General features: G+C 72.0%; 24 protein-coding genes and 2 pseudogenes. 8 read left to right on the top strand and 18 right to left on the bottom strand.

Going from position 1 to position 25937, the window contains the following annotated elements; genetic code table 11:
* Positions 1-28: 28 nt before the first annotated feature.
* Entirely contained in the window at positions 29-1522 is a 1494-nt protein-coding gene (locus ACFWI4_RS17130; protein WP_387196579.1) for a glutamate synthase subunit beta, read from the top strand.
* 102 nt (positions 1523-1624) lie between these two features.
* On the opposite strand, the gene ACFWI4_RS17125 is transcribed toward ACFWI4_RS17130, so the two are convergent.
* Both ACFWI4_RS17125 and ACFWI4_RS17120 read right to left on the bottom strand, forming a co-directional pair.
* A complete protein-coding gene (locus ACFWI4_RS17125; RefSeq protein WP_326788416.1) occupies positions 1625-1903 on the bottom strand; it encodes a DUF397 domain-containing protein in 279 nt (92 codons plus the stop codon).
* Positions 1904-2764, bottom strand: a complete 861-nt coding sequence (locus tag ACFWI4_RS17120; RefSeq protein WP_385406375.1) for a helix-turn-helix transcriptional regulator — start codon at positions 2762-2764, stop codon at positions 1904-1906.
* Positions 2765-3024: 260 nt separating this feature from the next.
* Between ACFWI4_RS17120 and ACFWI4_RS17115 the strand changes: the two genes are divergently transcribed.
* Positions 3025-3948, top strand: coding sequence for an ATP-binding protein (locus tag ACFWI4_RS17115; RefSeq protein WP_387196575.1), 924 nt, complete (start codon positions 3025-3027; stop codon positions 3946-3948).
* Complete coding sequence (locus ACFWI4_RS17110; protein ID WP_387196571.1) at positions 3945-4391, top strand: hypothetical protein; 447 nt, start codon at positions 3945-3947, stop codon at positions 4389-4391. The genes ACFWI4_RS17115 and ACFWI4_RS17110 overlap by 4 nt, the downstream gene beginning before the upstream one ends.
* A 127-nt stretch (positions 4392-4518) precedes the next feature.
* On the opposite strand, the gene ACFWI4_RS17105 is transcribed toward ACFWI4_RS17110, so the two are convergent.
* From ACFWI4_RS17105 to ACFWI4_RS17095, 3 genes are all read right to left on the bottom strand, one after another.
* Positions 4519-4692, bottom strand: a complete 174-nt coding sequence (locus ACFWI4_RS17105; protein WP_261703432.1) for a hypothetical protein — start codon at positions 4690-4692, stop codon at positions 4519-4521.
* A 220-nt stretch (positions 4693-4912) separates the two neighbouring features.
* Positions 4913-6787, bottom strand: a complete 1875-nt coding sequence (locus ACFWI4_RS17100) for an FUSC family protein (protein WP_387196568.1) — start codon at positions 6785-6787, stop codon at positions 4913-4915.
* Positions 6788-7361: 574 nt separating this feature from the next.
* Positions 7362-8099, bottom strand: coding sequence for a hypothetical protein (locus ACFWI4_RS17095; RefSeq protein ID WP_387196565.1), 738 nt, complete (start codon positions 8097-8099; stop codon positions 7362-7364).
* 233 nt (positions 8100-8332) lie between these two features.
* Here ACFWI4_RS17095 and ACFWI4_RS17090 point away from each other — a divergent pair, with 233 nt between their 5' ends.
* Entirely contained in the window at positions 8333-8737 is a 405-nt protein-coding gene (locus tag ACFWI4_RS17090; RefSeq protein ID WP_387196562.1) for a RidA family protein, read from the top strand.
* A gap of 30 nt (positions 8738-8767) precedes the next feature.
* Here the strand turns inward: ACFWI4_RS17090 and ACFWI4_RS17085 are convergent, their stop codons facing one another.
* From ACFWI4_RS17085 to ACFWI4_RS17075, 3 genes are all read right to left on the bottom strand, one after another.
* A complete protein-coding gene (locus ACFWI4_RS17085; protein WP_387196559.1) occupies positions 8768-9541 on the bottom strand; it encodes a uracil-DNA glycosylase in 774 nt (257 codons plus the stop codon).
* 94 nt (positions 9542-9635) lie between these two features.
* Positions 9636-11168: a YfcC family protein gene (locus tag ACFWI4_RS17080; protein ID WP_387196556.1), complete on the bottom strand. Its 1533-nt coding sequence runs from the start codon at positions 11166-11168 to the stop codon at positions 9636-9638.
* A gap of 19 nt (positions 11169-11187) precedes the next feature.
* Positions 11188-12510, bottom strand: a complete 1323-nt coding sequence (locus ACFWI4_RS17075; protein ID WP_387196762.1) for a M20/M25/M40 family metallo-hydrolase — start codon at positions 12508-12510, stop codon at positions 11188-11190.
* Positions 12511-13016: 506 nt separating this feature from the next.
* Here ACFWI4_RS17075 and ACFWI4_RS17070 point away from each other — a divergent pair.
* Positions 13017-13526 (top strand): annotated as a pseudogene (locus ACFWI4_RS17070) (RNA-binding S4 domain-containing protein); the annotation flags it as partial.
* 74 nt (positions 13527-13600) lie between these two features.
* Here the strand turns inward: ACFWI4_RS17070 and ACFWI4_RS17065 are convergent.
* The 3 genes from ACFWI4_RS17065 to ACFWI4_RS17055 all read right to left on the bottom strand — a co-directional run bounded on the left by ACFWI4_RS17065 (position 13601) and on the right by ACFWI4_RS17055 (position 15909).
* Complete coding sequence (locus ACFWI4_RS17065; protein ID WP_387196553.1) at positions 13601-14050, bottom strand: DoxX family protein; 450 nt, start codon at positions 14048-14050, stop codon at positions 13601-13603.
* Between the two features lie 107 nt (positions 14051-14157).
* A complete protein-coding gene (locus ACFWI4_RS17060; protein WP_387196550.1) occupies positions 14158-14835 on the bottom strand; it encodes a class I SAM-dependent methyltransferase in 678 nt (225 codons plus the stop codon).
* 87 nt (positions 14836-14922) lie between these two features.
* Positions 14923-15909, bottom strand: a complete 987-nt coding sequence (locus ACFWI4_RS17055; RefSeq protein ID WP_387196547.1) for an acyltransferase domain-containing protein — start codon at positions 15907-15909, stop codon at positions 14923-14925.
* A gap of 92 nt (positions 15910-16001) precedes the next feature.
* Here ACFWI4_RS17055 and ACFWI4_RS17050 point away from each other — a divergent pair, with 92 nt between their 5' ends.
* Positions 16002-16313: a DUF6343 family protein gene (locus ACFWI4_RS17050; RefSeq protein WP_387196544.1), complete on the top strand. Its 312-nt coding sequence runs from the start codon at positions 16002-16004 to the stop codon at positions 16311-16313.
* Positions 16314-16417: 104 nt separating this feature from the next.
* On the opposite strand, the gene ACFWI4_RS17045 is transcribed toward ACFWI4_RS17050, so the two are convergent.
* From ACFWI4_RS17045 to rpsA, 4 genes are all read right to left on the bottom strand, one after another.
* The gene (locus ACFWI4_RS17045; protein WP_387196541.1) at positions 16418-16798 is read right to left on the bottom strand and encodes a tetratricopeptide repeat protein; all 381 of its coding nucleotides are present in this window, start codon (positions 16796-16798) and stop codon (positions 16418-16420) included.
* Between the two features lie 50 nt (positions 16799-16848).
* A complete protein-coding gene (coaE, locus tag ACFWI4_RS17040; protein ID WP_387196538.1) occupies positions 16849-17457 on the bottom strand; it encodes a dephospho-CoA kinase in 609 nt (202 codons plus the stop codon).
* Positions 17458-17545: 88 nt separating this feature from the next.
* Entirely contained in the window at positions 17546-18484 is a 939-nt protein-coding gene (locus tag ACFWI4_RS17035; protein WP_385406412.1) for a PAC2 family protein, read from the bottom strand.
* 264 nt (positions 18485-18748) lie between these two features.
* Positions 18749-20248 (bottom strand): 30S ribosomal protein S1, encoded by a 1500-nt coding sequence (gene rpsA / locus ACFWI4_RS17030; protein ID WP_339128754.1) that lies wholly within the window; start codon positions 20246-20248, stop codon positions 18749-18751.
* Between the two features lie 320 nt (positions 20249-20568).
* On the opposite strand from rpsA, the gene ACFWI4_RS17025 reads away from it, so the two are divergent.
* Positions 20569-21429 carry a class I SAM-dependent methyltransferase gene (locus tag ACFWI4_RS17025; protein ID WP_385406415.1) on the top strand — a complete coding sequence of 287 codons (861 nt, stop codon included), beginning with the start codon at positions 20569-20571 and terminating at the stop codon, positions 21427-21429.
* Between the two features lie 262 nt (positions 21430-21691).
* The gene (locus tag ACFWI4_RS17020; RefSeq protein ID WP_387196534.1) at positions 21692-24334 is read left to right on the top strand and encodes an ATP-dependent RNA helicase; all 2643 of its coding nucleotides are present in this window, start codon (positions 21692-21694) and stop codon (positions 24332-24334) included.
* On the opposite strand, the gene ACFWI4_RS17015 is transcribed toward ACFWI4_RS17020, so the two are convergent.
* From ACFWI4_RS17015 to ACFWI4_RS17005, 3 genes and pseudogenes are all read right to left on the bottom strand, one after another.
* A complete protein-coding gene (locus ACFWI4_RS17015; protein WP_387196531.1) occupies positions 24324-25316 on the bottom strand; it encodes a DUF3068 domain-containing protein in 993 nt (330 codons plus the stop codon). The genes ACFWI4_RS17020 and ACFWI4_RS17015 overlap by 11 nt on opposite strands.
* Before the next feature lie 23 nt (positions 25317-25339).
* On the bottom strand, positions 25340-25474 hold the full coding sequence (locus ACFWI4_RS17010; protein ID WP_387196528.1) for an SPW_0924 family protein: 135 nt from the start codon (positions 25472-25474) through the stop codon (positions 25340-25342).
* A 164-nt stretch (positions 25475-25638) separates the two neighbouring features.
* A pseudogene (locus ACFWI4_RS17005) lies at positions 25639-25937 on the bottom strand (lytic transglycosylase); the annotation flags it as partial.

Here is a 25937-nt window from a genome sequence, read left to right as displayed (position 1 = left end):
CCCGTACGCGTCCATGAGGGAGACGGCCATGGCCGATCCCAAGGGTTTCATGACCACACCCCGCCAGGAGTATCCGCGCCGGCCCGTGTCGGAGCGGGTGCGGGACTGGGACGAGGTGTACGTTCCCGGAGGCCTGCTGCCGATCATCGAGAAACAGGCCGACCGCTGCATGGACTGCGGGATCCCGTTCTGCCACGAGGCGTGTCCCCTGGGCAATCTGATACCCGAGTGGAACGACCTCGTCTCGCGCGACGACTGGCGGGCCGCGAGCGACCGGCTGCACGCCACGAACAACTTCCCCGAATTCACCGGGCGGTTGTGCCCCGCCCCGTGCGAGGCGGGCTGTGTGCTGGCGATCAACCAGCCCGCGGTCACCATCAAGAACGTCGAGGTCGCCATCGCCGACCGCGCCTGGGCGGACGGTCTCACACCGCCGCGTCCGCCGGACCGTCTCTCGGGACGCACGGTCGCGGTGGTCGGGTCGGGGCCCGCCGGACTCGCCGCGGCGCAGCAGTTGACCCGGGCAGGTCACACCGTGGCCGTGTACGAGCGGGCCGACCGGATCGGGGGGCTGCTGCGGTACGGGATCCCCGCGTTCAAGATGGAGAAGCGGCATCTGGATCGTCGGCTGGCCCAGATGCGCGCGGAGGGCACCAAGTTCCGTACGTCGACGGCGATCGGGACCGACATCGGGGCCACCGAGCTCAAGGCCCGCTACGACGCGGTCGTCCTGGCGCTCGGCGCGACGGCGTGGCGTGAACTGGACGTACCGGGAAGGCAGTTGTCCGGCATCCACCAGGCGATGGAGTACCTTCCGCTGGCCGACCGCGTGTGCGAGGGGGATCTGGAGGTCTCCCCGCTGTCCGCGGCGGGCCGGCATGTGGTGATCGTCGGCGGTGGTGACACCGGCGCCGACTGTCTGGGTACGGCCGTGCGCGAGGGAGCCGCTTCCGTGACCCAGCTCGACATCTACGCGCAGCCGGACACCGGGCGCGACGAGGACGCCGAGCCGTGGCCGACGTATCCGAAGATCTACCGGCTCTCCGCGGCGCACGAGGAGGCCGGTGCGCTGGGCACCGCGCCGGCCGCGGACGCGGACGCCCGGCTCTTCGCCGCGTCGACACTGCGGTTCGACGGGGACGCGGACGGCAGGGTGCGCTCGCTGCATCTCGTCGAGGTCGACGGACAGCGCCGTCCGGTCCCCGGTAGCGGGCGGATCCTGCCCGCCGACCTCGTGCTGCTCGCCCTCGGCTTCAGCGGCCCCGACCGGCACGACGGCCTGATCGACCAGCTGGGGCTGGAACTGGAGCCGCGCGGCACGATCGCCCGGGGCGCCGACTTCGGCACGAACGTTCCCGGGGTGTACGCCGCCGGGGACGCGGCGCGCGGCCAGTCGCTCGTCGTCTGGGCGATCGCGGAGGGCCGTGCGGTCGCCTCGGCGGTGGACCGGGCGCTCAGCGGGGCGGGCCGCACGCGCCTGCCGGCGCCGATAGGACCGTACGACCGCCCCTTGACCGCTTAGCGGCCGGGCTGTCCGGTCGTGGCGGTCCATGAGCCGAAGGCTCGGTAAGTGATCAACTCGGAACCAAATTAAGGGAAGTGAGGAAAAGAGCAAACAAGTCGTTCAGGAGAGAAGGAAGTCCGCCTCCCCCGCTTTCGCACCCTCGATGAACGCGGTCATCTCGCCGGGCGTGTAGATGAGGGCGGGACCGTCCGGGTCCGCGGACTGGCGCACGGCGATGCGGCCGTCGGCGAGTTTCATCGCCTCCAGGCAGTTGCCGCCGTTGCCGCCGCTCCACGGCTTGTGCCAGCCCTCGCTGCCCAGTTCACGGGCGGGCATTCCGTTGTAGATGCGCACGTTGCCTATTCGCGGGTTGATGCGTTCCGGCGTGACGCGTTCCATTCACAGCTCCTTGCGGAGATCCCGGAGGATCTCCTTCGTGCGATGTGCCGTGGCGGCTTGGGCCGCCATGCGGTCCATGACCTCCAGGTGGGTGGCCACCTCGGAACGCGCGTCCAGGTAGACGGCGCCGGTCAGGTACTCGCTGTAGACCATGTCCGGGAGTTCCGGCATGGCGAATCGGAACAGCACGAAGGGCCCGTACGTGCCGGGGTGCGGCCCCGAGGAGAACGGGATCACCTGCAACGTCACATGGGGCAGCCTCGTGGCCTGAAGCAACTTGTCGATCTGCGCGCGCATCACCTCGGGGCCGCCGATGGTGCGGCGCAGCACCGTCTCCTCCATCACGGCCCAGATCCGGGGCGCGTCCTCGCGCGTGAGCAGATCCTGGCGCTGCATGCGCAGGGCCACATGGCGCTCGATGTCCTCGGGCCGGGTCTGCCCGATGGCACCCGCCTTCAGGACACCGCGTGCGTAGTCCTCGGTCTGGAACAGGCCCGGTATGAAGTGCGGTTCGTACGAGCGCAGCAGGGAGGCGGCGCCCTCCAGGCTGACGTGCATGGAGAACCAGTCGGGCAGGATGTCGTGGAACCGCTGCCACCAGCCGGGCTTGTTGGCGTCCTCCGCGAGCTGGACGAAGGCCTCGGCCTCCTGGTCCCCGACGCCGTAGGACTTCAACAGGAGCTGCAGGTAAGGGATCTTGAGGGAGACCTCGGCCATCTCCATCCGGCGGACCGTCGCGGGGGCGACACGCAGGATCCGCGCGGCCTCCTCCCGCTTGAGACCAGCGCGTTCCCGCAGGTCCAGCAGGCGCCGCCCGAGAACGACCTGGCCGACCGTCGGCGCGGACCGCGGTTCGCTCACGTCCCACCTCCACTGAGTCCGGGCAGCCCGTTCGGCGCCGTCCGGGTTCTTCCTCGTCCGCCTCGACGATCCCAACTGGCGCCGCTCGGCTTGCTGTTGCCAGCAGTGTGCCACGCGCCCCCACAGCGTCACACGGCACTCTGCATTTTTCAGAGTGAGTCTTGCCAAGTGTTCGCGGCGACGCGATAGTGGCAAGCGTGATTCCGTCCGCGCCGTTAGGAACAGACGCCGCCGGAGACCGGTTCGGTCTCCGTGCCGCCATGGGGCAGCACCCCGTTGCCGCCGCCGAGCGCCGGTTCCGCTTCGAGCTGGCCGCACACCCGGGCTCCGTGGCCCAGGCGAGACGCCTGACCCGGTCCCGCCTGTCCGCCTGGGCGGTGTGCGAGGACACGTGCGACACGGCGGCCCTCGTGGTCTCCGAGCTGGTCACCAACGCGATCGTGCACGCCGCCGGTCACCGTGTCGTGTGCGAGCTGCACGACGCGGGCGACCGTGTGCGCATAGCCGTGGGTGACGAGGGATGCGCTCCGGGCGAGCCGCATCCCTCACCGCAACGGCCCGACGAGGAGCACGGGAGGGGATTGCTTCTCGTCGCGGCAGTGTCCAGGGCCTGGGGGGCCCAGGACACCGGGCCCGGTCTGCTGGTGTGGGCGGAGATCCCCCGCTCGGCAGACCGGGCCGAAAACACGGCCGACGCCTTCGGGGAGACCCGGCCCGGACCGGGCGACGGCCCCGATGACCGGAGCGACCGGACCGGCCTTGTCGACGTAGACGGCCTGGACGGTCAGGACGACCGGAATGGTCAGGACGACCGGCACGGCCCGGGCGACCGGTACGACCGGCACGATCCGTACGCGCCACATCGACTGGACGCGCCCGAGGCCGGATTCGGGGCCGGGGCGCAGCCGGCCGCCCGGCTAGCCGAGGCCCTGCGGGGACAGGGCCCGCGCGACGCGGACACCGGCCCGCGCGCGGACCTCGGCTGGAGCGCGAAGAAGCCCCCGAACGACGGTCGGGGCACGGGGGCGGAGGGATCCTGGGGGGCGGGAACCGTGGGGAACCCCCAGCCTTTCTCCGCCCCGGGCGGCGGTGGGGACAGGGACCCGCGCCGCCGGGAGCAGGAACCGTACCGCTGGGAACAGAGTCGGAACCGGCATCGGGACAGGGATCGGGAGAGGCTGTGAGCCGTACGTCTGCGGCGGGACCCGCGGCGCGGGTTCTGAGCCTGGACACGTTGGTCCGCGTGAACCGCGGACGGCGACGGTCCGGGCCGCCGAGGCGTCTCCCCGTACCCGAGGGCATGAACGTGCCGCTGGGCTGCGACGCGGTGTCGGTGCCCGCCCGGTTCGGACCGCAGCTGCTGTCGCGGCTCCCCCGCGTGGGCTGCGTGTACGCCGACCCGGCGCACTGGTGGTGGATCGTTCCTTCCGACTCCGACGTCGCCCTGGAGTGGCCCGCGCCCGCCCACTACGCCGCGGGTGCCCTCGTGCCGGACTCACCTCGGATTCCCGGGCTCATCCACAAACCGGATGGCACGCTTCCGTATACCCCGCCGATCCCCCTGTATCTGGCCCTGTGCCAGGTCACGGGCACCACGCCCGCCTGGTCGCGTCCGATCAGCGCGTGAGGCCGTGTCGCGACCGGGGCGATCCGGGCGGCACACGCGGCCCGATCGCCCCCACGCGACCGATGCGACAGAGCCGAGCCGGCCGACCGGGCCGAGCCCGGCGAAGGGCGGCCGGCGCCTTGCCCTCTCACTCGACGCCGTCGGCACCGCCCACGACGACGAGGAACGCGTCGGACGCGAGATCCATGACGACCTCGGCCGCCTGGCCCTCCTGACGGCGCGCCTGCGCGAACTCCTCCGCGGGCCACGACCCGCGTGGTCCGCCGGCGGGAAAACGCTCCAGCACCATTCGCCCGTTCACCCTTGACCTCCAAGTAGCGCTGCTGTGGAGAGTTAAACGCCTCCGATGGGGTGAACGGCTCTGGCAGTGACGGTACTGAGACGAAGTCGACACCGGGCGGCAGAACGAGGAGCGGAACGGAGACCGGAACCGGGAGCAGGACGCAGGGCGGGTCGGAGACCGGAACGGAGGGCGGAACCAGGAGCGGGTCGAGGGCCCGCACTCAGTCGAGGGGCCGCACTCATCGGACCGGAGCCAGGACCTTCCGTCGCTCGGCCAGTTCGCCGAGGAGTTCGGTGATCCGCTCGGTGTGGCGGGGTGTGAGCCGGCCGGTGTCGTCGAGCTGCACGGCGCACGCCGTGGTCGTGTCGACGAGCCGTTCCAGGGTGGCGGCGACCGCGGCCGTCCCCTCGGAGTGCCGCGCCAGGGCGGGCAGTTCGGCCGCGGCCAGGTCGATGGCGGCCCGGGCCTCGGCGAGCGCCCGGTAGGCCTCCCGGCGCAGGACCCAACGGCCCGCCCGGTCACGGGCCGTGCCGTCGCCCAGCACATGGGCGAGATAGACGTCCGCCGCCTCACCGGCCCTGGTGAGTCGCGCCCGTACGGTCCCGCCGCGCTGTCCGAGCGTCGGCAGATGTCCGACGAGCAGCACGATCGCGCAGGCCAGCAAGGTCTCCACGATCCGGTTCCAGGAGGCCTGCGGCTCGCCGCCGGCCATCACGAGGGCGAGGACCAGGACCGTGACGACGGCGGTCTGCGCGGCGAAGTGCCGGGTGGCGACGGGGATCAGGGCGCCGCTGACCGCGACCAGGGCGACGAACCCCTCCGGGCTCGGCAGGACCAGGGCGAGCCCCGCGAAGGCGATAGCGCCGAGGACGGTTCCGGCCGCCCGGCACAGCACGCGCGAGGCGAGCGGTCCCAGATCGGGCTTGACGAGGAAGACGGCGGTCGCGGGGAGCCAGTACCAGTGCGGATGGTTGCCGTACCAACGGGCGTGGTGCAGGAGCTGGGCCACGGCGACGCTCGCGCCGAAGCAGAGGGCGACCCGGATCCCGTACTCGCGCCCGGCGGAACCGAGCGCGGTGCGCATCAGGGAGGAGGCGGTACGCCGTCTGCTGTGCAGGGCGTTGCCGAAGCCCCGGTCGAAGGTCTCGGCGGCGTGCAGCAGCGCGTCGTGGAGGGCGCGCAGCGCGGGCACGACGGGTGCGCTCCCGAGCGGGCCGGACCGGGCGCCGGGGACGGCGGGCGCCGGCAGGGGCCCGGTGGGCGCTCCGGTGCGGACGGCGTCCGCGAGCCGCCGGGGGCCTTCCGCCGCCCGTGCGGGCACGGCCTCGCCGGCCCAGGCGAGCGCGGTCGCGGCCTCGGCGAGGGGCAGGGCGGCGGCGTACTGCGCGTGCAGCCGTCGCTCGGCCCCGGAGCTGGCGTACCGCCGCAGCCGGGGCCCGTCGAGCGCGTCCTGCGCCTGGTCGAGGGCGGCGGTCAGCGCGACGCGCCGCCGGGTCGCGTCGGGTCCGCCCGCGGCGAGCAGGAGCAGGGCGACGGCCTCGTACACACCGGCGACGGCGTCCCGCTCCCCGTCGAAGCGGTAGTCGCCGGTGTTCACGGCGGTCGTGGGCAGCGCGAGCCGCAGGACGAGCAGCCAGCCGGCTCCGCCGAGGAAGAGCAGTGCGCGTACCCACCCCGGTTCGGGCAGGGGCATTCCGGCGCCGATGGCCGAGGTGACGAGCAGCTGGGTGCCGGCCCCGGAGGCCACGGGTCCCACGGCGCTGACGGCTCCGGCGAGCAGTCCGAGTCCGGTCAGGAGGAGGGTGAGGGTCACGGCGCCGGTGTGCTCTCCGGCGTACGAACCGATGAGCAGACCGGCGGCTCCGGCGAGGGCCGGTACTCCGAGCCGTTCGACGGCGACGCGCCGGCTGCCCGGCCGGTCGTTGATCCCCGCCAGCATGGCGCCGAGCGCGGCGATCACTCCGAGTGGGGTACGGCCGCACAGCACGGCCACGAGCAGCAGCGGGCCGGCGGCCAGCGCACCTCGTAGGACCGCGTTCCAGGGGACCGGTCCGCGCTGGGCCCGCAGGGCATGGGCGAGCCAGGGGGGTACGGCGAGGGGGGTGGGGCGCACGGGGCTCCTGTCGGGCGAGGGCGGGTGCCTTCGGGCGACGTCGGCCGGGCTCGTGTCATGACCAGGGTAGTGCTCGTCGTCCGTGGACCACGAACGCGGGGATTTCCGCGATGTGACATTTCACGGGACGGGTGCTTCGGGAGGGAGGGAGGAGGAGCGGGTCCGAGGGCGTAGCCGGCCCCCGGACCCTGAGATGCCACCATGTCGCGCGCCGGCACGCTTGAGAACCCAGGTCAGTCGTTATGTCGCCGCGTCCTGCCTTTGGACCACCACGCATCGAGCTGCGCGGACTGGACTTGAACCAGCATCTCGGCGTACTGGGGCCTGGGCCCGGTCGATCCGGCGATCGGCGGCGAATGCTGAGTCTGGAGCAATAGTCTGAGATTGATCGCGGTCTGCCTCTGCCGGATTGGGCTACCGCGGCGCGTGGCACTCCCCGGACGGGAGTGCTCGGTGGTGCCGCGGGGAGGACTCGAACCTCCACTGGAACCGCGCATTCACGACAAGCCTCAGGTTCAGCTTGCGCTCCTCGCGCACCCCGGCCGTGGTGCGTGGTGGCCGGGGAGTTCAGAGGCTACCCCTGGGCGAACAGGTAGCCGAAAACCGCGTCGCCGACGCGCTGGTCGACGACGTCCGTGCCGTTGGCCTCCTCGCGGGCGAACTTGACCGCCTGCTGCAACTTCTCGACCCGGCCGAGGAGTTCGTTCACCCGGCGGGCGGGCAGGGCGCCGGAGAACTTGACGGTCGTCCAGTAGCCGACGGGGATGTCCTCGTAGTACACCTCGACCTGGGCCGGGTGCTTCTCGGTGGCCTCGGCCTTGACGTGGTTCCGGGGGACCTTCTTCGTACGAAGGGTGCGCACCGGCTCGGTCTTCCAGGCATCGGTGGACGGGTCTCGTACCCAGGACTCGGAGGCGTCGAGGACGGGCAGCTTCCGCACGAAGGTGGTGATGTCGGTGAGCTGCTTCTCCAGGAAGAGCAGATAGGACACCGGGACCTCGGCGACGAGCACCCGCCCGTCCACCACCACGTCGGCCCTCGCCGCGCAGTTGGCCCAGTCCTTGGTGGCGGTCACGTCGAAGAGCCGGGTGAGGGTCGCCGCGGTGTCCCGCAGCACGTCCTCGGCCTGCACCTGGACACGGGTCGACTCGGGCGGCAGCTGCTCGCCCTCCTCGTCCTTCGGCTGATAGGTCCGCGAGATGCCCGCGAGCAACGCGGGCTTCTGGAGGCCGTGATGAGCAGCCGTCAGGTCCTGGTGGGACTTGGACTTGATGCCCTTCTCCACTGCGATGATCTGATTGAGTTTCACCACGCCGGTGACCGTAGCAGCGGGCGGGACGATCGTTCGAGGCATTATTCGCACGGACGGCGACGGCTCCCGCGTGACCGTCGTGGCCGTGCCCGTTCCCGCTCCCGCGTGACCCGTCGCGGCCACGCTCGCACCCGGGTGCATGCGGCGGTAATCGGGATGCGTGGGCCGTGGCCGCGCGCGCATCATCGGGAGGTTGTCCTTCGCCTCGCCGAGCCCGTCCACAGGGAGTCCCCATGGTCCAGCGTGTCACTGTCCCCTCTCTCTTCACTCCGCCCGTCTACGCGCACGCGTCCGTCGTCGAGGCCGGGACGAAGCTGGCCTTCCTCGCCGGTTCCGTGCCCCTCGACGCCGACGGGAACCTGGTCGGCCCGGGCGATCCCGTACGCCAGGCCGAGCAGGTACTGGCCAACCTCGACGAGCAATTGCGTGCCGTGGGGAGCGACATGGCCCATGTCGCGTACACCGACGTGTACGTCGTCAGCACCGAGACCGCCGTGCTGTCCGCGGTCTGGGACGTCGTCGAGGCGTCGGGGCTGAGTATCGGCCCGCATTCCTCGACCCTGCTCGGGGTGGCCTGCCTCGGGTACACCGGACAGCTCGTGGAGATCACGGCGACCGCGGTCGTCCCCGAGGCGTAGCCGACGGTCGCCCCGGCGTGTGACCGGCGGCTACGAGCCGCGGGTCGTCAGACCCGCCGCCCCCGCCGCCTCGCGCAGCACCTGCCGCAGCATCGCGGGCGTGAGCCGTCCGGTGAAGGTGTTCCGCTGGCTGACGTGGAAGCAGCCGAAGAGCTCGACGGAGGCGGGGCCGGTACCCGGCCCGTCCGGTTCGGGCTGTCGTACGAGGGTCACCCGGGCCCCGTGGGCGAACGCCGGTCGGGGCCGCGGGACCGTCCACCCCGCCGCCGCGAAGGCGGGCAGCGCGGCCTGCCAGCCGAACGCCCCGAGGACGACCACCGCGCGCAGGGTCGGCCGCAGCAGCCCCAGTTCCCTGACGAGCCAGGGCCGGCACGTGTCCCGCTCCCCGGGCGTCGGTTTGTTGGCGGGAGGCGCGCAGTGCACGGGGGAGGTGACGCGCACCCCGTACAGCTCCAGTCCGTCGTCCGCGCTCACCGAGGTGCCCCGCGAGGCGAGCCCGACGTCGTGCAGTGCCGCGTACAGGACATCGCCCGACCGGTCCCCGGTGAACATCCGCCCGGTGCGGTTGCCGCCGTGCGCGGCGGGCGCGAGCCCGAGGACGAGGAGGGCGGCGTCGGGCGGCCCGAACCCCGGCACCGGGCGTCCCCAGTACGTCTGGTCGGCGAAGGCGGCACGCCTGACGGTGGCCACCTCCTCGCGCCAGGCGACCAGCCGCGGACAGGCCCGGCAGCCGACGATCCGCGTGTCGAGGGCGGTGAGGTCGGCGGAGCGGGCCGCGCCCGCCTCCGGAGTGCCGCTGTCCACGTCACCACCGTACGACCGCCCGGCCCGCGCCCGGCCCCTGTTCGCGCCCCTCACCCTTCCCTCTCCCCCGCCGGGCGCCCTACCCGCCCCGCCGCTACGTCATCTCCGCGCCGAGCGCCAGGAACCCGCAGATCAGGAGGAAGAGGATGGCGAGGAGGGGCCAGATGAAGCGGAGGTACTTGTCGTAGCCGACCTTCGCGAGGGCCACGCCTCCGATGGTGACGGCCGTGGTCGGGACCCACAGGTTCATCCAGCCGCTGGCGGCCTGCCAGGCTGTGACGACGACGGCACGGGAGACACCCGCGAAGTCGGCGAGCGGGGCCAGGATCGGCATGGCGAGGGTCGCGTGGCCCGAGGTGGAGGGGATGAGGAAGGCCAGCGGCAGGTTCACGACGAAGACGATGATCGCGAAGAGACTGGAGCTGGTTCCCTCCACCACTCCCTCGATCGAGTGAAGGACCGTGTCGGTGATCTTCGAGTTGTTCATGATCACGGTGACTCCGCGGGCCAGCACGATCACCAGCGCGGGTGACATGAAGTCCGCGGCGCCCTGGACGATCGTCGCGCTCAGCTTCTGCTCGCCCATCCGCGCCACCACACCGACCAGCACCGCCGCGACGAGGAACAGGGCGGCCAGTTCCGGGAAGGACCAGCCGAGCTCGAACCCGTACGGCCGCGCGTCCGCCTTGCCGGTGAGCGCGCTGGACCACGGCACGACGGAGAAGATCATGAAGGCGAAGACGAGCCCCGTAGTGACGAGGACCGCCTTGTGCAGCCCGGTCAGCTCGGGAACCTCACCGGCCGCTTCCCGGGCGTGCTCGCGGTCCCCCGGCAGGAACCCGGTGATCGAACGCTCCGGAACCTTCTGCACCCGGCGCGCGTACCGGATGACATAGGCGATCGTGACCGCCGTCAGCACCACCCACATCACGAACCGCAGCACGATGCCGTCGCCGAGCGAGATGCCGGCGGCGGACGAGGCGACGCCCGTGGCGAACGGGTTCACCGTCGAGCACAGCACTCCGATGCCGGCGCCGAGGATGATCGTCCCGACCGCCACCATCCGGTCGTAGCCCAGTGCCAGCATCAACGGCACGATCAGCCCGTAGAACCCGAGCGTCTCCTCGGCGAAGCCCTCCACCGTGCCCAGCACCGAGAACACCAGCATGATGCCCGCGATCAGCAACGCCCCACGCGCCCGCAACCGGTGGGCGAGGAGGCCGATCCCCCGGTCGAGCGCGCCCGTCGCGAACACGACCGTGATGAACGCCCCGATGGCGAGCACGAAGAGGAACACGCCCGCGCTGCCGTACAGTTCACCGGCGAAGTCCGGCCCGACCTGCGTGGTCTTCTCGTCCAGGATTCCGTAGAGGCCGTTGACGGGCGAGAGGAACAGGTCGTTGAGGCGGTCGACGAAGCTCTGCCCCGAGTCGACCCGGTGATACGTGCCCTGGATCGGCCTGCCCTCGGGCGTGCGGTCGTACTGGCCCGCCGGGATCAGGAACGCCAGCGCCCACACGGCGATCGTGACGATCGCGAGGACGGTCAGCGCGCTCGGGAACGTGAACCCGCGCCGGTGCGGCGGCTCCTCGGTGGCGGGTGCCTCGGTACCGGTCGGGGTGGTCACCGGGCCGCCCCGCCCCGGCTCACGCGTCCGCCCGGACGCGGAAGCCGTTCGCGTACTCCCGCACGAACGCGCACATCGCCACCACCGTGTTGCGCAGTTCCGAGAGCAGGACGCGCTCGTTCGGGGCGTGCAGGTTGCACATGCTGTCCTGCGCCCCGAAGAGCAGCACCTCGGCGCCGGGGGCGGCCCGGGCGAGCCCGTTGACCAGCGGGATCGACCCGCCGGTCGCGACGTACGACGCCTCCTCGCCCCACGCCTCGCGCAGCGCGGTGAGCGCGGCGCGATAGGCGGGACCGCCGGTCGAGGCCTCGTAGCCGGGGCCCGTGTCGCCCGGGGTGACGGTGAGCGCCACGCCGAAGGGCCGCAGCGAGCGGAGATGGTCGACCAGCATCGCCCGCGCCTCCTTCGCGTCCTGGCGCGGGTGGAAGCGGAGGTTGAGCTTGGCGCGGGCGTACGGGACGACGGCGGAGGCCGCGTGCTCGACGCCCGGCGCGTCCAGACCGATGACCGTGATCGCGGGCCCGCTCCACAGCCGCTCGCCGAGACTCCCGCTGCCGACCAGCGGCACCCCCTCGCAGACCCCGGCGAGCTCGCGGAACTCGTCCTCGGTGTACGTCGTTCCGCTCCACGGCTCACGTCTCAGCCCCGCCACGGCCACGTCGCCGTGCACGTCGTGCAGCGTGGACAGGGCGGTCAGCAGCACGACCAGCGCGTCCGGCGCGGCCCCGCCGAACTCACCGCTGTGCCGGGGCTCCTGAAGGGTGCGCACCTCGACGACGACCTCGGCCGCGCCCCGCAGCCCTGTGGTCAGGGTGGGGGTGCCGGGGCGGAGGTTGCCGAGATCGGCGATGACCATGGCATCGCACGCGAACCGCTCGGGATCGCCGGGCGGATAGTCGTCGAAGGGGCTGCCGTACTCCTCCTGCCCCTCGAAGACGATCTTCACCCCGACCGGGGGCCGCCCCTCGTACGCCCGGAGCATGCCCAGGTGAGCGATCACATTGGACTTGTCGTCGGCGATCCCTCGGGCCCTGAGCCCGCCCTCGACGGGTGTCGGCTCGAAGGGTGGCGACAGCCACAGCTTCTCGTCGCCGGGCGGCTGGACGTCGTAGTGCGAGTAGAGCAGGACCGTCGGCGCGGAGGGGTCCGGCGGCGGGATCTCTCCGAAGATCACCGGGGCGGTACCGGGGAGATCGATGCTCTCGATCCGCTCCACCCCGGCGTCCCGCAGCAGTCCCACGAGGAGATCGTGGGCCTCCCGCACCGGCTCTTCCGGGAAGCCGGGGAAGGCGACGGAGGGGATGGCCGCGAGGCGCTCCAGATCGGCGCGCAGACCGTCCATCAACGCGTCGACCTTCGCTGCTGTCTCCACCCTCGGTCCCCTCTCCTGTTCCCGGCGCGACTTCACCGACAGCCTCCGCCCGCCGGGAGGGGGACGCATCCGGTGTGGTCCGTGCGACGGAAAAGGCATGCGGTGTGCCGGGCCGCGGGCATTAGAGTCGGGACATGGCTTCTCAGGGTGCTGACCGGGAGACGAAGGGCGCGGGCTCGGGTACCGCGGGCGGGCGCGGCGCGGCCGGCGCGAAGGCCGCCACGCCCGACTCGGGATCCGGCCCCGGGACCACCTCCGAAGGCGCTTCCGGCCCCGGCCGCCCCCGTACCGCTTCCCGGAGCGGCTCCAGCGCCGCTCCCGAGACCGGCTCAGGCGCCGGTGCGAGTGCGGGTGCCGGAGGCGGAGCCGATGCCGGAGGCGCGCACCGGACCGACGCCGAGGCCGGTTCCGGAGGCGGCACCCGTGTCCGTGCCGGTGATGGCACCGAGGCCGGAGCCGGTGGCGCCGGTGCGAACGCCGCCGCCGTCCAGGCCGCCGTCGCCGCCGGACCCGCCGGAGGCGAGAGCGTACGGGTCGACGCCTGGATCTGGTCCGTCCGTCTCGTCAAGACCCGCTCGATCGGTGCCACGGCCTGCAAGGGCGGCCATGTCCGGGTCAACGGGGAGCGCGTCAAGCCCGCTTACTCGGTGCGTGTGGGCGACGAGGTTCGGGTCTGGCACGAGGGCCGTGAACGGGTCGTCGTCGTGAAGCGTGTGATCCGCAAGCGGGTCGGTGCCCCCGTGGCCGCCGAATGTTATATGGACAACAGCCCGCCGCCCCCGCCGCGCGAGGCCGTGGCTCCGGCGGGTGTCCGGGACCGGGGCGCGGGACGCCCGACCAAGCGGGACCGGCGCGAGCTGGAACGCCTGCGCGGAATGCAGACGGGTTCGTCCGGCCCCGTCCGGACCGTGGGCCCCGCAACGGGACCCACCGGCTCGACCAGGTCCCCGGGCACGCCGGGCTCCGGCGGCTCCTCCCGCCACTGAGGCCGCTCCCGCCCGCCGCTCCGTCATGACGCCTGTCGTGACACCGGCCGTCACACCCGGCGTGACTCCTGCCGTCACACCCGACGTCCGGTCCGCAGGCGCACCAGGCGGACCAGTTCGGCGGTGTGGCCGCGTCTGGCCCAGGCGATCAGGCCGAGCGGCAGCATCAGGATGAGCGGGGTCGCCACGTAGGGGCCGTGGACGACGGTGACGTTGACGATGAAGGCGCCCACCATCAGCGCGCTGAGCGCCATCGCGGCCACGGAGTCGAGGAGGGGGATCAACAGGGCGATTCCTCCGGCGAGTTCGAGTGCGCCGATGATGTACATGCCGGTGTGTCCCCAGCCCAGCTTGTCGAACGCCTCCGTCGCCGAGGGGTGGGCGATCAGCTTGGGAAGGGCGCTCGCGAACGCGTAGAACAGGCCGAGGACGACCTGAAGGGCGGTCAGGGAGACACGGGCGGCCCGGGATCGGGGAGTGACGGGGCCCGGGGTGGTGCTGAGGGGAAGACTGGTCTGGGACACGGTGGTCTCCTGTGGGATGCGGTGGGTGCTTTCACAGGGGTAGACCGGGGAACCGCAGGGAACTCATCGGCGGCGAAGGGGATTTGTGCCGCCGGGGGCCGCGGCTCTCACCCCTTCACGGCTCTCACCCAGATCCCGTCCTCCGTCAGATACCGGTCGACCTTGAGACCCGCCTCCGCCAGCGCCTCTTCGAAGGCGTCCTTCGTCAGGGCGCGGGACAGGAACGTCTGGGTCCAGACGGCGTCCGGGAACGTGTACTCCACGCGCACCGAGTCGACCCCGTCCCCGACGGGTTCGGACGACAGGACGCGGACGACCAGTCCGGACGGGTCCTTGCGCTCGCGGGGCACGTCGGTGTGGTAGTTCTCCCCCTCTCGCTGGATCAGAACACAGCCGTCGTCGGCGACATGGCGGGCGCAGGTGGCGAGGAGCGCGCGTCTCACCCGGACGTCCCCGGCGTGCACGAGGAACGACGCCAGCAGGACGACGTCGAACGTCTCGCCGAGGTCGAGGTCCTCGATGCTGCTGTGTATCCGGCGGGCCCCTCGGACATGGCCGAGCATGTCGACGGACTCGTCCACCGCGGTCACCGCGAACCCGAGTTCCAGGAGCGGGTGGGTCATCCGGCCGGCCCCGCTGCCCAGTTCCAGGATGTGGGCGGCGGCGGGCACGGCGGCGGTGATGATGTCCGGTTCGGTTCCGACGGGCAGGCGGGTGTAGAGCTCGACCGCGCAGCCGTCCGGTGTGATGGCACCGGGTCCCGTGCCCTCGTATCCCTCACGCATTTCGATCCTCATACCCGTCCAACGGACGGCCTCCGCAGGCCCGTTCCTCCCCGCCCTCACTCGTTCGAGTGACATGTTCGAGAGGGCCTACAGCGCGAACCAGCCGCGCCCTCCGTACCAGTGCCCTCCGTCGCGCAGATGGTCGGCCACCGCGCGCTCGACGCTGTTGCGCCGCGGGAGTTCGTCGAGCGGGAGTTCCGGATCGCCGAAGACGAAGCCGATGGGCAGGGTGTCGTCCGGGGTCCGCTCCCCGGGCAGCAACTGGAAGCGGTCCTGGAAACGGATGATGTTGGAGTCGGCGGGCAGATAGCGCTTCAGCTGCGGGTCGAGCAGCCAGGAGTCGCAGACAGCCGTCTCATGGCGCTCCTCGGGGTAGTGGCGGGCGAAGAACTCGCGGGCCAGGGCGAGCGAACGGTCGCACGCGGCAGGGGAGAGCGGGCCGCGGAAGTCGGTGATGTGCAGGCTCAGGCAGGGCGTGCCGGGGTCCGGAGCCGGTCCGGTCGCCGCGAGGGCCGCGGCCGTGCGCCGTCCCAGCAGCACCCGCTGGAACTGGAGCCGGCCCAGCTGGAACAGCTCTCCGTGGAAGTGCAGGGCGATCCACCAGGGGAACAGCAGTCCCGGGCCGCCGGTCCTTCGATGGTGCACGGACACGTGCCGGCCGAGGTCGGCGAGCGTGCGCCGCGAGACGTCCTCGGGCACCCCGCGGTCCCGGTGATGGGCGCGGACGTAGGGGAGCGCCACGATGAAGACGTAGAGATGGAAGCAGCGTCCGAGAAGCCCCGCCGTCTCGGGGAAGGCGGGCGGCTCCCAGCCCTTCCCTATGTCCCCCATGTCCCGCACGAAGCGGGTCACACAGCGCGCGAGGAGGGTCATGGCCCCCGGATCGGCGGCCAGCCGGGCGCGCAGGGCGACGAGATCGTTGATGTGTTCATGGGGCACGGACAGGTCGAGCAGGATGTCCGGCAGCGCGTCGGCGTCCGGGAGCACCGCTTCCCGCAGGTCGGAGCCCTCGCTCTCCAGGTCTCTCAGCCATTCGGCGGTCCTCGCGTCCGACCGCAGCGCCTCCAGCAGCACCGTCGCCTCCCCCGGCGGCCGGCGTGCGACCGCTCTCCCTTGGTGAACGTGCACCACGAAGAGTACGTTTCCTCGTAGGAGTGGTGATCCTGATGCGTACGGGCAGTGAACCGGTCACAGCGCGCAGTGCCCTGCGGATGCGCCTCTGGCTGAGCGTATGGGGCCTGATCTGGGCCATCTTCGGGACGGTCGTGTTCATCCTGGTGGGGCAGCCCGGATGGGCTGCCGCGTGCGCCGCGCTCTGGGTGATCGTCACGGTCGACATGACCATGATCCTGCGGCACATCAGAGAGGGCCCGCACTACCAGCCGGGGCGTGACGTCCCCCCGTACGAGCCCGTGGACGAGCGGCGCCGCTACCGGCCGCCGGAGCGCCGTCGTCCGTCGAGGCCGTCGCATCCCTGAAGCGGCCGGACCGTGGCGCCACCGCGCATGGGCGCGCGCATCCGCGCGGAGCCCCGCGGTGCCCCTTGCGGGTCCGCCCCACGGATCCGCTCCGGTCGGACGCTCTAGACGTCGAAGCGCGCGGCTTCCAGATACTGCGGCTTCGGGTCGAGCGCCGCCGCCAGTCTGAAGTGCCGCTTCGCCTGCTCGGGGCGCCGCTGACGCTCGTAGGTGCGGGCGAGCGCGAAGTGCGCGAACGCGTTGTCCGGCTCGCGTTCCAGGACGATCGTGAACTCCAGCTCGGCGGGCCGCAGTTGCGCGGCGGCGAAGAAGGCACGCGCGCGCAGCAGCCGGGCCGCGGTGTTCTCCGGGTGGGCGGCGATGACAGGGTCGAGCAGTTTCACCGCGCCCCGCGGGTCGCGCGCGGCGAGCAACTGCTCTGCGGCGCGGAAGTCGATGACGTGCGTCTCGGGAGTACGTCCGATCGAACCGCTGGTCTCGGGCACGGCAGATTCCTTCCCTCGCTGCACGGGTTCAACGCCCCTTCGACGGGACGCTATTCCTGGGGCAGGCGGGCTCTGCGCACGAGTTCTGCCCATACGTCCCGAACGCGCCGCTCCAGTTCCTCCAGCGGCACGTCGTTGTCGACGACGATGTCCGCGATCGACAGACGCTTGTCGCGGGAGGTCTGCGCGGCCATGCGGGCGCGGGCGTCCTCCTCGGTCATACCGCGCAGCCGGACGAGGCGGTCCATCTGGGTCTCGGGGCGGGCGTCGACGACGACCACGAGGTCGTACAGCGCGGCCAGTCCGTTCTCCGCGAGCAGCGGCACGTCGTGGACGACGACGGCGTCCTCCGGCGCGGCGTCCTCCAGGGCGCGTGAGCGGGCGCCGACGAGGGGGTGCACGATCGAGTTCAGGACGGCGAGCTTGTCCGGGTCGGCGAAGACGATCGAGCCGAGCCGGGGCCGGTCCAGGGCGCCTTCGGAGGTCAGTACGTCCTCGCCGAAGGCCTCGACGACCGCCGCCAGGCCGGGAGTTCCGGGCGCGACGACCTCTCTCGCGATCCTGTCGGCGTCGATCAGTACCGCGCCGTGCTCCACGAGCAGTCGTGACACTTCGCTCTTGCCGGCGCCGATACCGCCGGTCAGGCCCACCTTCAGCATGCCTCGCAGCTTAGGGCCTGCCACTGACAGTCCCTCCGTCCGGGAGCCCGGAAACCCCCGGAGGCCCGGAACTCCTGGGAAGGAGGGATCAGCCCTCGCCTTCGCGTTCCGCGAGGAAACGCTCGAACTCCTGGCCGATCTCGTCGGCCGAGGGGATGTCCACCGGCTCCGCGAGCATGTTGCCGCGGCTCTCGGCGCCCGCGGCGGCGTCGTACTGGTGCTCAAGTCCCTGGACGAGCGCGACGAGTTCCTCGTCGCCCTCCTGGATCTGGCGGTCGATCTCGGTCTGCGTGCGGTGCGCCTCGGTCCGCAGGGCGTGCGCTATCCCGGGGAGCACCAGGCCGGTCGCGGCGGTGATGGACTCCAGGACGGTCAGCGCCGCGTCCGGGTACGGGGAGCGCGCGATGTAGTGGGGCACGTGGGCGGCGACACCGAGGACGTCGTGGCCGGCTTCGATGAGGCGGTACTCGATGAGCGACTCGGCGCTTCCGGGGACCTGCGCCTCGTCGAAGGGGCTGCGGTGGCCGGGCACCAGGTCGGTGCGGTTGCCGTGCGGGGTGAGGCCCACCGGGCGGGTGTGCGGGACGCCCATGGGGATGCCGTGGAAGTTGACCAGGAGCCGGACCCCGAGCCGCTCCACGATCTGCTGGACGGCGGCGGCGAAGCGCTCCCACTCGGTGTCCGGTTCGGGTCCCGACAGCAGCAGGAAGGGCGCGCCGGTGGCGTCCTGCACGAGCCGCACCTCCAGGGTCGGCTCCTCGTACTCGGTCCAGCGGTCGCGCTTGAAGGTCAGCAGCGGACGGCGGGCGCGGTAGTCCACGAGCCGGTCGTGGTCGAAGCGGGCCACGACCTGGTGGGGCAGCGATTCGAGCACCCGGTCGACGATCTGCTCGCCGGTCTCGCCCGCGTCGATGTATCCGTCGAAGTGGTAGAGCATGACCAGACCGGCCGACTCCTGGGCGAGCGCCATGTCGACCACGGCCAGGCCCTTCGGCTCCCATGCGTACAAACCCTGCGGATCAAGCACTGTGACCGCTCCTCCTCGTGTTCGTACTGCACAACGTGGCACGGAGCGCCGACATTCCCGTCCGGTGCCGGCATCGGGGAGCGAAGTGGGTGGGCGGAAGGGAAGCATGCCCGGTGGAAGGCGGGTCCACCGGACGGCAGGGGCGGAGGGCGGCCCCACCGGGACGGAATCGGCGGAGGGCGGGCCCACCGGACGAAAACGAAGTGGACCCGCACCGGATCGGTGCGGGCCCACTTCTTTCAGCTACTTGCTAGCGGTGAGCTTTCAGCTCTGGCCGCCGGCGAGCTTCTCGCGGAGGGCGGCGAGCGCCTCGTCCGACGCCAGGGCGCCGGAGTTGTCGTCCGACTCCGAGGAGTAGGAACCGCCACCGGAGGCGGCCGGAGCCGCGCTCGTGGAGGTGGCACCCTCGGCCTCGGCCTGCGCGTCGGCCTCGCGGGACTTGATGACCTGAGCCTGGTGCTGCTCGAAGCGCTGCTGCGCCTCGGCGTACTGGTTCTCCCACACCTCGCGCTGAGCCTCGAAGCCCTCGAGCCAGTCGTTGGTCTCGGGGTCGAAGCCCTCGGGGTAGATGTAGTTGCCCTGGTCGTCGTACGACGCGGCCATGCCGTACAGGGTCGGGTCGAACTCGACCGAGGCCGGGTCGGCACCGAAGGACTCGTTGGCCTGCTTCAGCGAGAGGCTGATGCGACGACGCTCGAGGTCGATGTCGATGACCTTGACGAAGATCTCGTCGTTGACCTGGACGACCTGCTCCGGGATCTCCACGTGGCGCTCGGCCAGCTCGGAGATGTGGACCAGACCCTCGATGCCCTCGTCCACGCGGACGAACGCACCGAACGGAACGAGCTTCGTGACCTTACCCGGGACGACCTGACCGATCTGGTGCGTCCGGGCGAACTGCTGCCACGGGTCTTCCTGCGTCGCCTTGAGCGACAGGGAGACGCGCTCGCGGTCCATGTCGACGTCGAGGACCTCGACGGTGACTTCCTGGCCGACCTCGACAACCTCGGACGGGTGGTCGATGTGCTTCCAGGAGAGCTCGGAGACGTGCACCAGACCGTCGACGCCACCCAGGTCCACGAAGGCACCGAAGTTGACGATCGAGGAGACGACGCCGGAGCGGACCTGACCCTTCTGGAGGGTGGTGAGGAACGTCTGGCGAACCTCGGACTGGGTCTGCTCCAGCCAGGCGCGGCGGGACAGGACCACGTTGTTGCGGTTCTTGTCCAGCTCGATGATCTTGGCCTCGAGCTCCTTGCCCACGTAGGGCTGGAGGTCGCGGACACGGCGCATCTCGACGAGAGAAGCCGGCAGGAAGCCACGGAGGCCGATGTCGAGGATGAGACCACCCTTGACAACCTCGATGACGGTGCCGGTGACGATGCCGTCCTCTTCCTTGATCTTCTCGATGGTGCCCCAGGCGCGCTCGTACTGGGCACGCTTCTTCGAGAGGATCAGGCGGCCTTCCTTGTCCTCCTTCTGGAGGACCAGGGCCTCGATCTCGTCGCCGACCTTGACGACCTCGTTCGGGTCGACGTCGTGCTTGATCGAGAGCTCGCGGCTCGGGATGACACCTTCGGTCTTGTAACCGATGTCGAGCAGGACCTCGTCCCGGTCGACCTTCACGATGACGCCGTCGACGATGTCGCCGTCGTTGAAGTACTTGATCGTCTCGTCGATCGCGGCGAGGAAGGCTTCCTCGTTACCGATGTCGTTGACCGCAACCTGCGGGGTGGTGGCGGTGGTCTCGGTGCTGCTCGTCATGTGGGAAAGGGCTCCGGTACGGACAGTGAGTCGTAGGTACTGCTTACGCCGGGAGCCCGTTTCGCCCTGTAGAAGCCGGACAGCCAAGGAAGCGCCCGACCCGGCACAGCCGGAAGGCGCCTCGAGAACCGAGGGGACATACATACAGATGCGAGCACAGCCTGCTATGTCTGAGGAGCGCAGGCCCGCAGCGCAACTTGTAGCATACGGGGGCAGCCGGGCAGGGTCAATGCGCGAAGGCGCACACCCGGGGCGGATCGCCGCAATCCCGGCACAAGACCTGTCTCACAAGGCCACGCGGGCAGTAGGACGCCTCTGTCGTGACACGCCCGAGACGGGTTGGACGGAAGAGTACGACGAGGGAGCCGATCATCCAAGAGCCCGAACCGTTCGAACCGGAAGCCACCCGACGTGACGCGGACCTCATCGAGAGTTCCCGGGCGAATCGGGGCTGGTGGGACCGGAACGCGGACGACTACCAGATCGAACACGGCACGTTCCTCGGCGACGACCGGTTCGTGTGGTGCCCCGAGGGTCTCGACGAGGTGGAGGCCGAGCTGCTGGGCCCCGCGGAGGACCTCAAGGACAAGGACGTCCTGGAGATCGGCGCCGGAGCGGCACAGTGCTCGCGCTGGCTCGCCGGACAGGGCGCCCGCCCGGTGGCCCTGGACCTCTCCCACCGCCAGCTCCAGCACGCGCTGCGCATCGGGGGCTCCGTTCCCCTCGTGGAGGCGGACGCGAGCGCGCTGCCGTTCGCGGACGGCTCCTTCGACCTGGCGTGCTCGGCGTACGGGGCGCTGCCCTTCGTCGCCGACCCGGTGCTCGTCCTGAGGGAGGTCCGCCGGGTGCTGCGCCCCGGAGGGCGCTTCGTCTTCTCCGTCACGCACCCGGTCCGCTGGGCGTTCCCGGACGAGCCCGGCCCCGAGGGCCTGTCGGTGTCGGCGTCCTACTTCGACCGCACCCCGTACGTGGAGCAGGACGAGGAGGGCCGCGCGGTCTACGTCGAGCACCACAGGACGCTCGGCGACCGGGTCCGCGACGTGGTGGCCGGCGGCTTCCGTCTGCTCGACGTGGTCGAGCCCGAGTGGCCCGCCTGGAACACCCAGGAGTGGGGCGGCTGGTCCCCGCTGCGCGGAAACCTCATCCCGGGCACGGCGATCTTCGTGTGCGAACGGGACTGAGGCGCGCGGCCTCCGCGGACCGACGCATGTGACCCCGGTGGAACGGACGGGGTCCAGGAGGGACGGTCCGAGGCGGGAAGCAGTGACGAAGGGGAGCCGGATCCACCGGCTCCCCTTCGTCGTACCGGGATGCGGCACGCGCGCGTGGGAGGCCGTCTCCGTTCGAGCCGACGCCACGGCCGCACCCGAGATGCACGCGCGCGTGCATCGCCGTCCCCGGGTTTGTGCGCACCCGGTCCGGCGCTCGTACGAGACTGGGGGCGTGATCCGTTACGAAGCCCTGGACGCGCTGCCCGTGCGCGGCGCCCTGCCCGCCGTGGACGAGGCCCTGGAGGGGCACGGCGGCGCGGTGCTGGTGGCGCCGCCCGGCACCGGCAAGACGACGCTGGTGCCGCTGGCCCTGGCGGGTCTCCTGGACGACGGGCGGCCCGCTCGGCGGGTGGTGGTGGCCGAGCCCCGCCGGATCGCGGCACGGGCCGCCGCCCGGCGGATGGCCTGGCTGCTGGGCGAGGAGGTCGGGGAGAGCGTCGGCTTCACGGTGCGCGGGGAGCGGGTGGTCGGCCCACGCGGGCGCGTGGAGGTCGTCACGACGGGGGTCCTGCTCCAGCGGCTCCAGCGCGACCAGGAGCTCGCGGGCGTCGACGTGGTGGTGCTCGACGAGTGTCACGAGCGGCATCTGGACGCCGACACGGTGGCCGCGTTCCTGCTGGACGTGCGGGCCGCGCTCCGTCCCGAGCTGCGTCTGGTCGCCGCCTCGGCGACGACCGACGCCGGGGGCTGGGCCCGGCTGCTGGGCGACGCGCCGGTGGTCGAGGCCCGCGGGGTGTCGTATCCGGTCGAGACGGTGTGGGCGCCCCCGGCACGCCCCGTACGGCCGCCGCACGGGATGCGGGTGGACCCGGCGCTGCTGACGCATGTGGCGTCCACCGTGCGCCGGGCGCTGGCCGAGCGCGGCGGCGACGTCCTGTGCTTCCTGCCCGGTGTCGGGGAGATCGCGCGCGTCGCCGGGCAGCTGGGCGGCATCGGGGACGTCGACGTGCTCCAGGTGCACGGGCGGGCTCCGGCGGCCGTGCAGGACGCGGTGCTGACGGCGGGTGCGCGGCGCCGGGTCGTCCTGTCGACCTCGGTGGCCGAGTCCTCGCTGACGGTCCCGGGGGTGCGCGTGGTCGTGGACTCGGGGCTGGCGCGCGAACCGCGAGTGGACCACGCGCGCGGGCTGAGTGCCCTGGCGACGGTACGGGCCTCGCAGGCGGCCGGACGGCAGCGGGCGGGGCGGGCCGGGCGCGAGGCCCCCGGCACGGTGTACCGGTGCTGGGCGGAGGCGGAGGACGGCCGTCTGACGCCGTTCCCTGCCCCCGAGATCAAGGTGGCCGACCTGACGGCGTTCGCGCTCCAGGCGGCCTGCTGGGGCGATCCCGGGGCGACGGGTCTTGCCCTGCTGGACCCGCCGCCGGCCGGGGCTATGGCGGCGGCGCGGGCGGTCCTGTCGGCCGTGGGCGCGGTCGACGCGGCGGGGCGGGCCACGGACCGCGGTGCGCGCATGTCCCGCCTGGGTCTGCACCCCCGGCTTGCGCGGGCCCTGCTGGACGCGACCCCGCTGGTGGGCGCGGCACGGGCCGCCGACGTGGTGGCCCTGCTGAGCGAGGAGCCCCCGCGCGAGTACGGCGACGACCTGGCCGCGGTCTGGCGCACCGCCCGGCGCGGCGGTGACGCCTACGGGGCCCGCTGGCGCGCCGAGTCCCGCCGTCTGCGGTCCGCGGCCGCCGGCCTCGCCTCCCCCGGGTCTTCCCCCGTCCGCGCCGGCTCCCCTTCCTCCCCTTCCCCTTCTGCCTCTTCCCCTTCTATGTCCTCCTCTTCTCCTGGCGCGTCGCACGCCTCCCGGAGCGCTCGGGCGGGAGAGCCGGGTCCCGTGGGGGACGGTGTGGAGGGCGGGGACGACGCGGTCGCCGGGCTCGTCGCCGCGCTGGCGTTCCCCGAGCGAGTGGCGCGCCTGCGGGGCGGTTCCCACCTCATGGCCGGCGGGACGCGCGCCGACGCCGGGGAGGGGTCCGTGCTGCGCGGTGCTCCCTGGATCGCGGTGGCGGTCGCCGACCGTCCCGTCGGCAGGGGGCACGCGCGCGTGCGGCTCGCGGCGGTGATCGACGAACCGACGGCGCGGCGGGCCGCCGCCGGTCTGCACGGCGAGGGCGAGGAGGTCCACTGGGCCGACGGCGATGTCGTCGCCCGGCGGGTGGAGCGGCTGGGCGCGGTGGAGCTGGCGATGCGACCGCTGCGGGACGCGGACCCCGGGCTCGTACGGGACGCGCTGCTCGAAGGGCTGCGGGAGGAGGGCTTCGGTCTCCTGCGGTGGTCGCCGGACGCCGAGGTGCTGCGCCGGCGGCTCGCGTTCCTGCGCCTGCGGCTCGGCGACCCGTGGCCCGACGTCTCCGACGACGCCCTTCACGCGCGCGTGGCGGAGTGGCTGGAGCCGGAGCTGAGCCGTGCCCGGCGCCGTGCCGACCTGGCGCGGATCGACGCGGGGCAGGCGCTGAACCGGCTGCTGCCCTGGGCCACCGGGGAGGCGGCCCGGCTGGACGAGCTCGCGCCGGAGCGGATCGAGGTGCCGAGCGGATCGAGGATCCGTGTCGACTACACCGACCCTGCGCAGCCGGTGCTCGCCGTGAAACTCCAGGAGATGTTCGGGCTCCAGGAGTCGCCCGCCCTCGCCGGCGTGCCCGTACTCGTGCATCTCCTGTCGCCCGCGGGCCGGCCCGCGGCGGTGACGTCCGATCTCGCGTCCTTCTGGAGGGACGGCTACAAGGGCGTACGGGCGGAGCTGCGCGGCCGCTATCCCCGGCACCCGTGGCCCGAGGACCCGGCGGCCGCCGAGCCGACGCGGTACACGAACGCGCGGCTCAGGCGCTGACGGGCTCGGGGTCGGCCGCCGGGGCGGGCGACGGTTCGTCCGGCCTCCGGCCGCGGGCCTCCAGGTACAGGGACAGGGACAGCAGGGCCGCGCCGAGGACCAGGAAGCCCCAGGGGAGGTAGGAGGTCATCATCAGGACGAGGGTGCGGTTGGACCTGACGAGGTCGACGGTGTGCCGGATGTAGTCCTCGCGCATCTTCACGTCCCCGGAGAAGGCGGTCACCTTGTCCCGGCCGCCCAGGAGTGTGCCGCCGCGCAGTTCCTCCTTGTGGATCTCCTCGCCGTAGACGGGAGCCCCGGTCACCGGCTCGACCCAGAACTTGCGGACCGTGGTGTACCAGCGGGTGGTGCCGGTCTTGGCGAGGGACGCGGGGGTGACGCCCTGGACGGGCATGATCCTGGGGAACTTCACCTGGGTCCAGGGAATGGTCTGTTCGAAGTAGTAGACCTTGATCCCACGGAAGCTCCGGGTGCCCTTGTAGTGGATGGGCGCCGAGGTGCGGGTCTGGGCGTCGAAGTACTCGTAGTCCCGTTTCTCGGTCCTGAAGGGCCACTTGAACTCGATGCCCTGGCGGGTGACGGGGTCCCCGTCGACGGACTCGCCGGTGGCGTGGACGGGTTCCTGGCTGTGCGCGTCGAAGATGTAGCGCTCGGGGAGCTTGGAGACCATCTTCCCGTCGGGGCCCTGGACGTAGGACAGGGAGTCCCAGACGACGACGTCACGGCCCGCGGCCCGCTCGATCTTCTCGGAGGCCTCGACGTTGCCCTTGAGGGTCTGCACGACGGTGACCTTGGAGACCTTCCTGGCCTTCATGGTGCCGTAGTCGAGCAGGGTCGCGTTCTTCGCCTCCAGCACCATGTCCTGGTACTGGCCTGCGGGGATCTTGGCCAGGCGCGGGAAGGCGTACCAGCGCAGCAGCGGGGACAGCGCCGCGAAGAACACGGCGAGCGCGAGCAGGATCAGGCTTGCCTTGCGGCGCATCTCGACGGCCCTCCCGGTGTGTGTCAGGGGTGCTGGGGGACGGTGGTGAGCAGCGGCTTCGGCGAGGTGTGTCCGGCCGGCGAGCCCAGGGCCGTGACGGTCAGGACCAGCGCGAGCGCCGCGGCGAGACCGGTCGCGGCGGCGATGAGGGCACGCATGCGGGCCTCCCGGGGCCAGGAGCTGATACATCGTCAGGTCTGGCACCGTAGCAACGGCCGGGCGAGATGAGAACACGCGCACCGCAACGGATCAGGGCGCCCTCGCGGCGTGAGCCGGGAGGGCGCCCTGGGAGCGAGCGCGGGCCGCTCGTGGCGGCGCGGTGCTACGAGGCGCTGGGGCTGGGGGCGGGAGTGGCGGGAGCGGCGGCGGCGACCGTCAGTTCGACGGTGATCGTGGCGCCGCCGGTGGTGGTGACGCGGAGCAGGTAGGTGCCGGTCGTGTCGTCGGCGTACAGCTTGGGGAGCTGGAGCGTGCCGTCGGCATCGGTGGTCAGGGTGGTGAGGGTGCGTACGGGGTTGCCGTCCGCGTCCTTGAAGTAGGGGCCCTGGTCGTTCGCGGTCGGGTCGTCGGCGGACTTGATCAGGGTCGCGGTGGCGGCGACCTTGCCCGCGGCGGCGCCCT

Source organism: Streptomyces sp. NPDC127038 (genome assembly GCF_042725875.1).
In the GTDB taxonomy this organism is placed as follows: domain Bacteria; phylum Actinomycetota; class Actinomycetes; order Streptomycetales; family Streptomycetaceae; genus Streptomyces.
This window is presented reverse-complemented; position numbering and strand designations above follow the sequence as displayed.

Bases quoted from the DNA above. Each gene is read 5' to 3' on its own strand.
- ACFWI4_RS17130 (WP_387196579.1), top strand. From the start codon at position 29: ATGGCCGATCCCAAGGGTTTCATGACCACACCCCGCCAGGAGTATCCG.
- ACFWI4_RS17125 (WP_326788416.1), bottom strand. From the start codon at position 1,903: ATGGAACGCGTCACGCCGGAACGCATCAACCCGCGAATAGGCAACGTG.
- ACFWI4_RS17115 (WP_387196575.1), top strand. From the start codon at position 3,025: ATGGGGCAGCACCCCGTTGCCGCCGCCGAGCGCCGGTTCCGCTTCGAG.
- ACFWI4_RS17090 (WP_387196562.1), top strand. From the start codon at position 8,333: ATGGTCCAGCGTGTCACTGTCCCCTCTCTCTTCACTCCGCCCGTCTAC.
- ACFWI4_RS17075 (WP_387196762.1), bottom strand. From the start codon at position 12,510: ATGGACGGTCTGCGCGCCGATCTGGAGCGCCTCGCGGCCATCCCCTCC.
- ACFWI4_RS17060 (WP_387196550.1), bottom strand. From the start codon at position 14,835: ATGCGTGAGGGATACGAGGGCACGGGACCCGGTGCCATCACACCGGAC.
- ACFWI4_RS17050 (WP_387196544.1), top strand. From the start codon at position 16,002: ATGCGTACGGGCAGTGAACCGGTCACAGCGCGCAGTGCCCTGCGGATG.
- coaE (WP_387196538.1), bottom strand. From the start codon at position 17,457: ATGCTGAAGGTGGGCCTGACCGGCGGTATCGGCGCCGGCAAGAGCGAA.
- rpsA (WP_339128754.1), bottom strand. From the start codon at position 20,248: ATGACGAGCAGCACCGAGACCACCGCCACCACCCCGCAGGTTGCGGTC.
- ACFWI4_RS17015 (WP_387196531.1), bottom strand. From the start codon at position 25,316: ATGCGCCGCAAGGCAAGCCTGATCCTGCTCGCGCTCGCCGTGTTCTTC.
- ACFWI4_RS17010 (WP_387196528.1), bottom strand. From the start codon at position 25,474: ATGCGTGCCCTCATCGCCGCCGCGACCGGTCTCGCCGCGGCGCTCGCG.